Source organism: Paenisporosarcina sp. TG-14, from assembly GCF_000297555.1.
Taxonomy (GTDB): Bacteria; Bacillota; Bacilli; order Bacillales_A; family Planococcaceae; genus Paenisporosarcina; species Paenisporosarcina antarctica.
The window spans coordinates 1-12,454 of record NZ_AMGD01000061.1 but is presented as its reverse complement, the minus strand read 5'-3'; the positions used below and the strand labels follow the sequence as shown (position 1 = coordinate 12,454).

At 36.7% G+C, this 12,454-nt stretch carries 16 protein-coding genes; 2 read left to right on the top strand and 14 right to left on the bottom strand.

The window, feature by feature from the left end:
• Positions 1–73: 73 nt before the first annotated feature.
• The 3 genes from lepB to C406_RS0115455 are packed head-to-tail and all read right to left on the bottom strand — an operon-like array spanning position 74 to position 1,895.
• Entirely contained in the window at positions 74–646 is a 573-nt protein-coding gene (gene lepB, locus C406_RS0115465) for a signal peptidase I (protein ID WP_017381562.1), read from the bottom strand.
• Positions 643–1,281: a TVP38/TMEM64 family protein gene (locus tag C406_RS0115460; protein WP_017381561.1), complete on the bottom strand. Its 639-nt coding sequence runs from the start codon at positions 1,279–1,281 to the stop codon at positions 643–645. The genes lepB and C406_RS0115460 overlap by 4 nt, the downstream gene beginning before the upstream one ends.
• A gap of 56 nt (positions 1,282–1,337) precedes the next feature.
• The gene (locus C406_RS0115455) at positions 1,338–1,895 is read right to left on the bottom strand and encodes a helix-turn-helix domain-containing protein (protein WP_017381560.1); all 558 of its coding nucleotides are present in this window, start codon (positions 1,893–1,895) and stop codon (positions 1,338–1,340) included.
• 73 nt (positions 1,896–1,968) lie between these two features.
• Between C406_RS0115455 and C406_RS0115450 the strand changes: the two genes are divergently transcribed.
• Positions 1,969–2,655, top strand: coding sequence for an AzlC family ABC transporter permease (locus C406_RS0115450; protein ID WP_081503776.1), 687 nt, complete (start codon positions 1,969–1,971; stop codon positions 2,653–2,655).
• The gene (locus C406_RS0115445; RefSeq protein ID WP_017381558.1) at positions 2,655–2,963 is read left to right on the top strand and encodes an AzlD domain-containing protein; all 309 of its coding nucleotides are present in this window, start codon (positions 2,655–2,657) and stop codon (positions 2,961–2,963) included. The genes C406_RS0115450 and C406_RS0115445 overlap by 1 nt, the downstream gene beginning before the upstream one ends.
• Positions 2,964–3,270: 307 nt before the next feature.
• Here the strand turns inward: C406_RS0115445 and C406_RS0115440 are convergent, their stop codons facing one another.
• The 11 genes from C406_RS0115440 to ftsX form a co-directional block, all read right to left on the bottom strand.
• Positions 3,271–3,621 carry a rhodanese-like domain-containing protein gene (locus C406_RS0115440; protein WP_017381557.1) on the bottom strand — a complete coding sequence of 117 codons (351 nt, stop codon included), beginning with the start codon at positions 3,619–3,621 and terminating at the stop codon, positions 3,271–3,273.
• Positions 3,622–3,633: 12 nt separating this feature from the next.
• Positions 3,634–3,894 carry a metal-sensitive transcriptional regulator gene (locus tag C406_RS0115435; RefSeq protein WP_017381556.1) on the bottom strand — a complete coding sequence of 87 codons (261 nt, stop codon included), beginning with the start codon at positions 3,892–3,894 and terminating at the stop codon, positions 3,634–3,636.
• Positions 3,895–3,942: 48 nt separating this feature from the next.
• On the bottom strand, positions 3,943–4,179 hold the full coding sequence (locus C406_RS0115430) for a glutaredoxin family protein (RefSeq protein WP_017381555.1): 237 nt from the start codon (positions 4,177–4,179) through the stop codon (positions 3,943–3,945).
• Positions 4,180–4,197: 18 nt separating this feature from the next.
• Positions 4,198–5,574 carry an MBL fold metallo-hydrolase gene (locus C406_RS0115425; RefSeq protein WP_017381554.1) on the bottom strand — a complete coding sequence of 459 codons (1,377 nt, stop codon included), beginning with the start codon at positions 5,572–5,574 and terminating at the stop codon, positions 4,198–4,200.
• A 152-nt stretch (positions 5,575–5,726) separates the two neighbouring features.
• Positions 5,727–5,963, bottom strand: a complete 237-nt coding sequence (locus tag C406_RS0115420; protein ID WP_017381553.1) for a CsbA family protein — start codon at positions 5,961–5,963, stop codon at positions 5,727–5,729.
• Positions 5,964–5,973: 10 nt separating this feature from the next.
• Entirely contained in the window at positions 5,974–7,188 is a 1,215-nt protein-coding gene (locus tag C406_RS0115415; RefSeq protein WP_237740579.1) for a PDZ domain-containing protein, read from the bottom strand.
• Positions 7,189–7,225: 37 nt separating this feature from the next.
• The gene (locus tag C406_RS0115410; RefSeq protein WP_017381551.1) at positions 7,226–8,653 is read right to left on the bottom strand and encodes a S41 family peptidase; all 1,428 of its coding nucleotides are present in this window, start codon (positions 8,651–8,653) and stop codon (positions 7,226–7,228) included.
• 84 nt (positions 8,654–8,737) lie between these two features.
• Complete coding sequence (locus C406_RS0115405; protein WP_017381550.1) at positions 8,738–9,316, bottom strand: peroxiredoxin family protein; 579 nt, start codon at positions 9,314–9,316, stop codon at positions 8,738–8,740.
• Positions 9,313–9,969 carry a hypothetical protein gene (locus C406_RS0115400; RefSeq protein ID WP_017381549.1) on the bottom strand — a complete coding sequence of 219 codons (657 nt, stop codon included), beginning with the start codon at positions 9,967–9,969 and terminating at the stop codon, positions 9,313–9,315. The genes C406_RS0115405 and C406_RS0115400 overlap by 4 nt, the downstream gene beginning before the upstream one ends.
• Positions 9,970–10,364: 395 nt before the next feature.
• On the bottom strand, positions 10,365–11,789 hold the full coding sequence (locus C406_RS0115395) for a murein hydrolase activator EnvC family protein (protein WP_017381548.1): 1,425 nt from the start codon (positions 11,787–11,789) through the stop codon (positions 10,365–10,367).
• 23 nt (positions 11,790–11,812) lie between these two features.
• Positions 11,813–12,454: permease-like cell division protein FtsX (gene ftsX, locus C406_RS0115390; protein ID WP_017381547.1), on the bottom strand; the 642-nt coding region annotated here is incomplete at its 5' end.

Below are 12,454 nucleotides of genomic sequence, written 5' to 3'. Positions count from 1 at the left end.
AACCTTTTTTCAACAAATAAAAATCCCGAAATGTTCTACCTCTATTGTACATAACTACTGAGAGAGGTGGAAATTATTCGGGATTTTTACCAATAAAATTAATAGTTGCCGTTTCAAGAGGCCAGTACCTAGCAACTACTTTGCCGACGATGTCTTCTTTTTTTACAAACTTAAAATAACGACTGTCCAAGCTCTCTCTGCGATTGTCACCTAGTACAAAATACGAATTATTCGGAACACGAACATTTCCTGTTATCTCTTTAAGCGTGAAATTTTCTGTCAAACGTTCATCTGGATTATGATAGGCAACAAATGATTTTAAATATGGTTCTTCCACACGCTTTTTATTTACAAAGAGCATGTCATTGTCATACGAAATTAGATCTCCTGGTATTCCAATCACCCGTTTTACATAATCTTCATTTTCGTCTGTATGAAAAACTAACACATCTAAACGATTGATGTCTCCAATTGTATAAGAAATTTTACTCACTAATACTTTATCTGAACTTTGCAGTGTAGGGTCCATCGATTGACCAGAAACCGAATAATTTGTTACAACAAATGAGCGAATGACAATAATAACAATTATTCCAATAACAATTGCTTTAGCCCATTCCCAAGTCTCCTGTTTCAGTGAATTCAATTCGTGGGCCCCTTCCTCTCTTGTCGCTCTTTTTGAATCATTCGAAAGTCTGCTTCCACTCGAGCATTTAATCTATTTTCAATTTGTTTACCTATAAGCCATAGCAACACAATAACTGCTACTACAATAGCTGTTCGAATAGGTTGTGTGATAAGTGCTTTTATGTCATAACCAATGAAACTAATTGTTAAAATCATCACAAATTTCCCGGCCAATAGTGCCCATAAATAGGTCTTCTTTTTCATGTCAGATAAACCTGCTACAACATTAACAAGCGCTGATGGTGAAAACGGAAAACATAGCAATAAAAATAGTGGACCAAATCCATTATTTTCAATCCACTTAATTAATTTTTGAACTCGTTCATGTTTAGTCATAAAACGAAGAAATCGTGCACGACCATATTTCCGAATAATTATAAAGACTAAGTATGAGCCAACTGTCGTACCAGCCCAAGATAATAAAAAACCTATCCATAAACCATATGCGCTAGCATTCGCAAAAACAAATACAAATAGCGGTAAAAACGGTAAAAATGCTTCTAGAAAAGGTAATAAAAATCCGATGATAGGTCCAAGTGATCGGTATTCTCTAGTCAGTTCTAATAAATTTTCAGCTGTTAACCAATCGAACATTGTTCCTCATCCTCAAAGTAGTAGTTGTCCATCAGTTTTCCCGAGACTAACATTCATCAAACATCCTGATAATGAATGATCATATGTATGACTGACTGTGAGTCACAGGTATTCACATATTGGTGAGTTTGATTTCCTGTAAACACCAGTGTGTCTCCCTTTTGTAAGTGCACTGTTTCAGTTTCAAGTATTATATCCATTTCTCCATCGACAATCGTTAACGACTCTTCAACTCCCTCCATATGAGGAATACTTTCGTATGAACATTGAGGGTCTAACTCAATTCTGTAAAACTCCCATCCACGCTTTGGATCATATGGAATAATTGAATAGACTCGATACCGTCCATCGTCTTCCGTTAAAAACGGTATCTCTGAAGGGGATATTTTTTTTGACGAAGATTTAGAGGATTGGAGCAAAGAGGAAAAGCTAATCTTTAAGCCATTCGCAATCTTCCAAATTGTCGATACTGTTGGGTTTGACTCCCCTTTTTCCATTTGTGCAAGCTGAGCTTTACTGACATTTGTTAACTTCGCAATATCATCTAAACTCATGCCACGTTGATGTCGAACTTTTTTAAGTTGCACACCTAAATTACGACTCATTTGTTTCATACCCTCACCTCTTATTGTTTATTTTATCATACAGATGTATAATCTATTAAACATTAAGGAGGAAAGAATGCAAATGACATTTATCAATGGAATTAGGGCAGGTTTAAGCATTGCCATTGGCTACTTTCCTATCGCCTTAACATTTGGCTTACTCGCGAAAACGACAGGCTTATCTATGTGGGAAGCAACTGCCATGAGTATGTTTGTTTTTGCTGGTGCTGCACAATACATATCATTAACGTTAATCTCTACAGGTGTTGACCCTATTTTAATCGTTTTAAACACGTTTGTCGTTAACATTCGTCACTTTTTAATGACAGCTTCCCTAAATGAAAAAATGCAACCTGATGCGCGGTGGAAAAAAGCCATCTATGCATTTGGTGTGACTGATGAAACATTTTCAGTATTAGCTACGCAAAAACAAAATAATATTAGGACGACATATGCAGCAGGAGTCATTGTGATTTCATATGGCAGTTGGGTTGTATTTACAGCGTTAGGTCATGTAATTGGTGCTAATTTACCAATGTTCCTCCAAGCGTCAATGTCGATTGCCTTATATGCGATGTTTGTCGGATTATTAGTTCCTTCGATGAAAGGCAATCGTAAAGTAGCTTTACTGGCTTTGTTTGGCGCGCTCATTCACAGTGTTCTGTACTTTAGTGGGTTGCTTTCAACAGGTTGGTCCATTTTAGTGGCAACCCTTGGTTCTGCGATTTTAGTTGAGCTTTTGTATGCTAAGAAAGGACGTGTCGTGTAATGGAGAATTGGTATTGGTGGATGTTAATTGGTATGGCTATTGTGACCTATATTCCACGTGCTTTTCCGTTAACCTTTTTAGAAGGACGTAAACTGCCTCCAATAGTTACAGGAGTATTAGGGAATATTCCATATGCTGTATTAGGAGCTTTAATATTTCCCGCTATATTATTTGTGCAAGAAGGAAATATTTTGTTCGGATTAATTGGCGCCATTGCAGGCTTTACGATTGCATTTGCAGGTGCCAATGTAATCCTTGTTGTCATGGGGTCAATTGGCGTATTAGCTGTTTATAGTTTAATTTTTTGATATGTCAGTGGTGCATGAGCGTAGGTTTGTTTACGAGTAAGGAGTTGATCCAAAGTAGGTTGACAGAGTAGCTCACCAGGTTGACGCTATGACTCTCCAGGTTGTACAAAATATCGCCACCTCCACTATTTGCTCGTAAAACTGCAAAAAAGCGACGGGATTTCTCGTCGCCTAATTAGTTCTGTTTACTTTTTAGTGCTACGCGCTGTTCTTGGTTGATCTAGTTACATTCCAAGTTGACGCTATGACTCGCCTAGGTTGTAAAAAATATTACCGCCTTGACGATAAATCGAGAGAGCTTATACTCTTACTGCCATTGACTCATTCCGCCACGAACATTCACTACATTTGTAAAGCCGGCTTTCTTCAATATGCCAGCTGCCCGAGAACTCCGCATTCCACTTTGACACAAAACTATCGTTTCTTTTGAAGCATCAAGTTTTGTTAATTTTGATGGCAATTGGTCTAGTGGGATATTTTGGAATTGCGAAATATGTCTTCCTTTATATTCGCCAGTCGTTCGTACATCTACAAACTGTTTTGATTTTTCGTTAAGTATTCCACGTAATTCTGTTGTGGAAATCGTTTTAACACCTTTTGCGGGTTTCATTCTCCAAACAATAAATGCGACAACTATCGCGATAAGTATCCATTCCATTAACTTTCACTCCTATCTACTTCTCATGAGTAACTGAACAGCTTGCTTTACATGTTCATCTGAAGGATGACCTTCGGCAATGCTTGTCCGTACACAACGTTCTAAATTTTCACTAACAATTAAACCGATGGTCCGGTCAAGTGCACCTTTTATCGCACTCAATTGAGTCACGACATCTGTACACTCTCGTGCATCTTCAAGCATTCGAAGAACACCATGCAGCTGTCCATCTACTCGATTTAAACGATTTGTAATTTGTTTTGAATAATCCATTGGTTTTCGCTCCTCTATAAATAATAAAGAGGGCGTTTGCCCTCTTTATTAAGCTCTAACAAGTTCCAATACACGATTAGGATCAAACCCTAGAACCCATTGACCATTAATATTTGTTTGTGGTACACCCATTTGTCCAGTTGTTTCTACTAATTTTTGTGCTGCTGCAGGGTCAGACTGAACATTCACTTCTGTAAATTCGATTTTATTTTGTACCAAGAAATTCTTCATCATGTCGCAATATGGACATGTAGTAGATGAATATACCGTTACCTTTGATTTCACTTTAAATTCCCTCCTAAATTATGCTCTAATAAATGCATCGTAGCCGCCAATCATATGTTTTACATTCGTATACCCTAGAGATTTCAAGACACTTGCACCTATTGCAGAGCGTGCTCCACCTTTACAATTCATTAAAATTGGTGTGTCTTTATTTAATGTTGTTTCACGAAGTTTTCCTAAGAAATGATGGTGTGCCCCTTCAATATATCCTTCTTTCCATTCGGTATCATTACGAACATCCATCACATAACCGTCTGGCATTTCTTGTTTAAACGTTTCAACTGAAATCGTTTCATATGTTGTTAAATCCATTTCTTTTAATAAAGATGGATCGATAAACGCTTTTATTGAATCCAAGTGAATCGATTGGAGGGAAGCGATAATTTCTTCACGATTTTCTTCCTCCGCAATAATCACCATTTGCTCATCGTAGGACACTAACCAACCAGCCCAGTTTGTAAAAGATTTATTAAAAGGAATATTAATAGCACCTGGGACAAGTGTATTCTCCACCAAATTTGATGGGCGTGTGTCTAATACGAAAACAGATTCGTTTTGTAATTCTCTTTCAAACGCATCTTTTGAATCAATAACAGAAATAACATTATCAACTATGATCGCAGGTCCTTCTTTATTCACTTTTTTCATTTCTTTGAAATAAACCGGCGCTTCTGGTTGATCTGCTAATAGCTCTTTAACAAATAGCTCTTCCGTTTCTTCTTTCATCGCCCAGTTAAACATTTTTTCATAACCAACTGTTGAAGAAGGAACCGCTCCAAGTGATTTCCCACAGGCTGATCCAGCTCCGTGACCTGGCCATACCATCATGTAGTCAGGTAATTGTTTAAATCGTTGTACAGATTTAAACATGGCATGTGCACCTTTTTCTGCTGTATCCGCAATTCCTGCAGCTTTTTCAAGTAAGTCAGGACGACCAATATCACCAACAAATACAAAGTCACCCGTGAAGATTCCCATTGCTTTAGTTGAGCCACCCCCACGATCGGTTACGACAAATGAAATACTTTCTGGTGTATGCCCAGGGGTATGCAATACCTCAAAATCAATGTTACCAATTGAGAATAATGAACCTTCTTTTACCATCTCGACATTTAACCCTTCGGTATATTGGTATTTCCAATCCGCATCACCTTCGTCTGATAAATATAATTTCACACCTAAATCATGTGCTAATTGTCGAGAACCTGAAACGAAATCAGCATGTATATGAGTTTCTGTAGCAGCTGTGATAGTTAATCCTTCTTTTATTGCAACTTCAATTACTTCGGAAGAATCACGCGCTGGATCAATAATGATTGCCTCACCAGTTCGCTGACATCCAACTAAATAGGAATACTGAGCTAATTTTTCATCAAAAAATGACTTTAAAAACATAATTAAACCCTCCAGTTTTTTAAATGAATTCTTTATTATTTATAATATACCACAGGGGGTATATTTGTTCAAGTGATTTACTTACTATTAGTTGTCTAATTTATTATTGCCATAAAAAAAAGCCTTTACACAAGAGTGTAAAGACGTTTTATTTAATTTTTGTTACGCTTCATCATACGTGATGCATACCAAAATCCAAGCGTTAAGGAAATCACATCAATGACATACAATAGCCAATTATGTGTATACCCCGCATAAACTGAAGCTGTAATAAGGGCTACAGTTAAAAATAACGAAACGATATGAGAAAAAGTAATTCGTGTAAATAACACTACTAGTAACCCTGGTAAGAATAAAGCTAAAATAATTTTAGTAAACATAGATTCCATTGATGTTCTCCTATCTTACGACCAATAAACCGATACGATGGTGGTCATGACGATAAATAACATGTTGGCGCAATCGTACTTCTCCTTGATGATCAAGTACTTCAAGTCTACAATGTGCTGCATTTATTTGAATCGCTTCATATAATTCTTGTTCATTTGTAACTGATTGTCCGTTTACTTTGCGAATACACTCACCAATAACAAGCCCCATCTTATCAGCAGGTGATTCAGGTAAGACGCCAGCAATCATCACCCCTAAACTTTGAGGAGCAACTGCATAATTTCCTTTTCGTTCCTTTGTATCAAAGTAAATCCAAATGCCGATACGTCCCAAAGCACCAATTACTAAACTTACAACTGCCATAATCGGCAACCAAATTGCAACTAATGATAAACTAATTATCATTATTCCGACGAGCATAACTGCTTTTCCTATTTTAGGGAATAAGTTTACTGGAAGGGTACTTTTAGCTTTCTGTTGGAACCCTATAACAATCGGAAATAACACCAAACCAAATGATTCACTACCCAATGTAAATTGAGGCCAGTATGGAAAAAAGTCTGGTATCACATTTCCGGGCACTATTACTAATATAGGAATCATCCATAAGCGTTTTGATAAATAGCTAGCGACTGTTAAACCACGTGAAGACTTTTCTAAAAAGGGTGAAGCAGATTCGGCACCCGTTTTACGTATGAGCAGACCTTCTACAAACACTGCTGCACCAATGATGAAAGCAACAGGCAACGACACACTGATCCAATTGATATCCGGGAACCATTCGAAATTTAAAACAGAAAATGCTACATCCATTTCAGAGCCAATCCATAATGCACCTATAGCAAGCGTTCCAGCTATAACTGGTGATCCTACTTGATACATGAAAAGCACGACAAAAAGAATACTTATAATACTATACGCTACAATCCAATCTGTAGTAAGTGTTAGGCCAATTCCAATACTAAGTATTGATAGAACTAGTGCGTAAATCCAAATATCGGAGAACATTCTCTTCGCTTCTGTCCATCCCCATAAGATGCGCGTTCGAAAAGATCGTCTTTCTCTTTTTACTCGAACGTATCCTAGAAGTATTGCGAATAGAATCGCAACATAAAACAATGGGTTAATAAATAACTTGCCGAACCCTTTTACTATTTCTAATCCTACTTCTTGCCACATAAAACGTAACACCACCCATTCAACGGTTCGTGCATTTCTTTCCATTGTAACAAACCGTAGATGGAATGCGTATAGGTTTTTTCTACTTTTGAATAGAGTGGAATAAATAGCCTAAAGACATTTGCAGTTGATTGTCATTTTTCTTACTCTTTTTATAGGTCAAAATCGTTTCCCTAAGCTCACGATTAAACAAATTGTCCATTGTTGCTTCTGACTTTAATTTCTTTTCTTTTTTAAAAGCAAGCACAGCTTTTGCTGTAACTTCATCAAAATATCCATCCTCTCTTGAAATAGAATATCCAAGTGCCTTCAACACTTTTTGTCCGTACATGACATCTTCATGAAAATCTCCAACTTGATAAGAACCGCTAATTGGTAGGGGTTCCATCTGGAAAAGTTCGCTTGCTTCAACTTCAAAGTCTGCTTGAATGCCAGTACCATGAATCCATTGTTGCTTCGGCGTTAACCATTTATGCGACGATAATTTCACTTCTCCACCATTAGTTAATTCCCATGTTTCTTGAACAGTGCCCTTACCAAAGCTTTTTGAACCTGAGATAAGTGCACGTTGGTTGGATTTTAATGCACCACTTAAAACTTCACTTGCAGAGGCACTACCTTCATTTTGTAATAACACAATCGGAATCTTATTCATGACTTTTAAATAGTCATCTTCTTCCGTTACTGTTACTGATAAAGGCTCAAGTACACCTTTTGGATCTTGCATGTATGCATAAATTTGTCCGTTTTTCAACATCGTTCCAATGACTTGTTCAACGCTATGTAAATACCCACCTGGATTGCCTCTAACATCTATTAATAAACCATCAATACCTTGTTTAACTAATGTACGAGTTTGTTTTTCCCATTCTTCTGCGGTTTTTTCACCAAATAGCGATATGCTGACATAGCCAATTGAAGATTCATCTTGCTCGATACGCTCACTTGTAACTGTATGAATTTGAAGAGATGATCTTATCATATTTAATTCCATGTGCCGATTATCAGTTTCTCGAAATACAGTTAGTGTAACACTTGTTCCTTTCTTACCTTTGATTGCAGAAAGTAATTGACTTAAACTCTTACCTTCTAAACGCTCACCATCTACTCGTACAATTTCATCATAAGGCTTTACTCCAGCTTTTTCAGCAGGTGATTCTTTCATCGGCGTAACTACAATAAAACGTCCTTTATTTTGAACTATTTCCAACCCAATACCAACGCGCTCGTCCGACAGTGATTCACGATGTGATTTGGCTTCGTCTTTAGTCATGTATTTGCTGTATGGATCTCCAATGGTTTCGGTCATCCCTCGAAGCGCACCTTCAATCAGTTTATCTCCTTCTACCGAATGTACTGAACTGTTCAAAATTCGTTCATAAGCCTCATCAATTGGTGCCATACGACTAATCGGAGTGCTTGCCTTATCTTTTTTAGGTGCCCAAAAAATTAGTAAACAAAGAATCAAAATAACAATAAAACCAAATAAAAAAAACCGGCTTCGTCTCAAATAATATCGCCCCCTACTACTTATCTTCGTTTAAGTGTATGAATTAGTAGGCGGCTATACGACTTGAAGAAGCCAGATTTATTATTAATCTAAGTTTGAAACGAACTCTTTCATCATTTTCTCATCCATTGGTCCAACGATTTTATTTTGAATTCTCCCTTTTGTGTCTATCATATAGGAAGTCGGAATAGTGATGGCTTGATACATTTCTCCAACTACACCTTTTTCATCCATTGGAATTGGAAAAGTTAATCCGTAGTCTTTAACAAACTCATTCAACTTATCCACACCACGATCCAGGCTCGTTAAATTAACCGCTAAAATTTCAACATTTGCGTCTGTTGCATATTTTTCGTAGTAATTTTGCATGTGAGGCATTTCTGCTTTACAAGGAGGACACCATGTTGCCCATAAGTTAATGATAACTTTCTTTCCTTTTAATTCTGAAAGACGAATTTTTTTCCCATCAAGCGTGTTTAATTCAAAATCCGGGGCAATGTCCCCTTTATTTAATCCTTCCTTAGTTGCCACTTCCACCATATCAATGCCACGCTGTTTACTTGAATATGATTCTTCCTTGTCGACATTATTTTTTACAAATCCAGCCATAACAATTGCAATCATACCCCCGATTATAATCAGGCCAAACATCTTTTTCGTCATAATTTCCCCCCCTTTAGTTTATTGTGCTTATTCGTTTTATAGTAGACCATTACAACGGAAATCACGAATAATCCTGTGACAAATAATGGTGTTTGAAACATACCAAGTGGTTGGATAAGTGAGACAAATATATGTACACCTAAAAACAGGAGAGTTAATTGTATACGCCAAACACTCGATATAGACGCTTTCAACCAAGTTAGAGTTGTAAATCCAGCAAAAAGCACCACTGTAATGACTTTTTGCCAAAGCGCTGTTTCATTTAATAAAACCATTATAAATTGGTACAAAGATTGTACCATTACTAAAGCAATCAGCATGGATACTAGTTCCCTTTCAGGCCAGCCTTGTCGTCGAAGTAGCCACAATAATCTAGCAAGTGCAACAATCAAGCCAATAAACAAACCTGTTGTTCCTCCATTGAAATACAAAATTGAAAGTGGAAAATCGATAATCATATCAAAATCAGTAATGATAACACTTAATTTCCAAGCTAGTAAAAAAAGAATCGCTGTATCCGAAAACCACTGCTCTGTAACTTTTCCGAATATGCGCCACAAAACGATTCCTGTAATAAGTATCGCCAAAATAACAGCTATCCATGATGAAGGGACTGTTAGCGACTTAATAATATACCACTCGGTTACTGGCATCGACAATCTACTCCTCTTTGATATACCCTACATCGTATAATACTCGATTTGGAATTTTCCGCAAGCATACTGTTTGAAAATCGACTTGCAATTTGAGTTAAAATTATGTCTCTTAAGCAATTGTATCTAATCAACCTAACGCTAAGTGGCAACAAACAATGATCACATTTACCACTGTATATGCCACCTTTTCAGCTCGTTCAATAGTACGGATAACGTGAATACTAATGTAACTGGCTACATTCACATTATTCACTGTGAATGTTAGAAATAGCACGAATTATAAATAAACATCCTCGAAGGAGTGATTTACCAATAATAGCTGTTTGTATAGAAATAAACTAAAAAGTGTTCACTCTCAAAAACAACATGAGAGTGAACACTAGAATCTTTATTTAAAATGATACATATCGTACCGGGTTTACAGCATTTGAACGTGCTCCATTCCATGGACCTACGTGAACTTCAAAGTGTAAGTGTGACCCTGTTGAACGACCTGTACTTCCCATTTTGCCTATTACTTGTCCTTTTGAAACAGATTGTCCAGAACTGACATTAAATCCGCTCAAATGTGCATAAACGGTTGTGAAAATTTGACCATCAATCGAATGGGTAACCATGATTACATTTCCGTAAGTCCCCATTGGAGATGCGTATGAAACAACGCCGTCCGCTGCAGATACAACCGGTGTTCCAAGGCTATTGGCAATATCACTCCCGTAATGAAACTCATTACCTGACCCAATGTTACGACCTCCATATGTAGATGAGAATCGACCAGAAGCAGGACGTGTCCAATTTCCTGAAGATGCAACCGGAGCAGGAGTTACAACTGGTGCTGCAGTTACAACTGGTGCTGAAACGGTTGTTTTGCTAGTTTTTTTTGATGCTGCTTTTTGTCTAGCTTGTTCAGCCTCTTTTTGTCTAGCTTGTTCGGCTTCTTTTTGTCTAGCTTGTTCAGCAGCTTCTTGTCGTTCACGTTCTTCAGCTTCTTTTTTCTTGCGGGCAATTTCAGCTTGACGGGCAACTTCTATTATACGTGCTTGTTCTTCTACTATTTTAGCTTCAACGTTTTTGCTAATTTCGTATACATGATTATGTTCATCTTCAAGTTCAGTTTTTTCTTGTTTAAAAGTCTCTTGTTCTTTTTCTAGTTGATCTACTAATTTATCTTTAGCAACTTTTTGAGAATTAAGACTTTCTTTAAGGATTAGTAACTTGTCGTGGCTTTGTTGTTGTTTAGAAAGCTTTTCTTCAACTAAACTCTTTTGCTCATCTAGTGAATTTATATCAATAGCTTGCTCTTCTATAATTTTACGATCAGCATCCATAAGAGTATTGACAGCAGAGAAACGGTCAATAAAATCCGTAAAACTACTTGCACCAAGTAAAACGTCCAAATAATTTACAGAACCGCCACTTTGTTGAACTGCACGTAGTCGTTCTTTTATTAGTTCATCACGTTCGGCAATCTTTTTTTCTAATACTTTAATAGATTCGTGTAATTCATCAATTTCCTTATTTGTTCGCTCAATATCACCTAGTAGGCTATCAACCTCACTATTTGTTTCAATAATTTTATTATCAAGCGTTTGAATTTGAGCATGTATCTTTTCTTGTGTTGTTTGATTTTGAGATATATCGCCTTTTTTCTGGATAATTGAAGAATTCAATTGGTTCTTTTTTTCCTCCAATTGTTTATACTCATTTTGCAAATTATTTAATGAGTTCGCCAATGCAGTTGGTTGTGTCATGAATATTGAAGACCCCAACACTGTCGCTATGGTTACTAACAAAAACTTAGATTGTTTCTTTCTCATGTTCGGCCCCTTCCAAAATCGTGTTATACGCGTAAAAACTTTCGAACTGACATAAAACTTCCCCATATGCCAATAAAAATTCCCATTAATAAAATGAGACCGTTGACTTGGAACAAGAATGGAGTTAGTGGTAATAAATTAAATAATTCACCTTCTAAATAGGGTTGAACTACTGTATATAAATTGTAATAAAGTAGAGTAACGAGTGTGATTGGTAAAATTGCACCCAATATGCCAATCCACATTCCTTCTAACACGAATGGAATTCGAACAAACCAATTTGTAGCACCTACTAGTTTCATAATTTCAATTTCGCGACTACGCGCTAAAATTGTAATACGAATGGTGTTTGAAATTAAAAACATCGCAGTAAATAGTAAGGCTCCAATCAAGACTAAACCGACATTTCGGGCACCATTTAAAAAACTAAATAGCTTTTCAATCTTTCCTTCACCATACTCTACTGAATATGTATTATCGAGACGATCAATGCGTTCAGCTACTTTTATTGTATCTTGAGGGTCTAAAGCTTTCACATAATATGCTGCACGGAGCGGATTATTTTGATCCGATAACCCCATATTTTTACCGAAGTCTTTAATTAAGTCTTTAAGTTCATTTTCTTTTGTTGAATAAACAACCGATCCTACACCATTTACTTTATT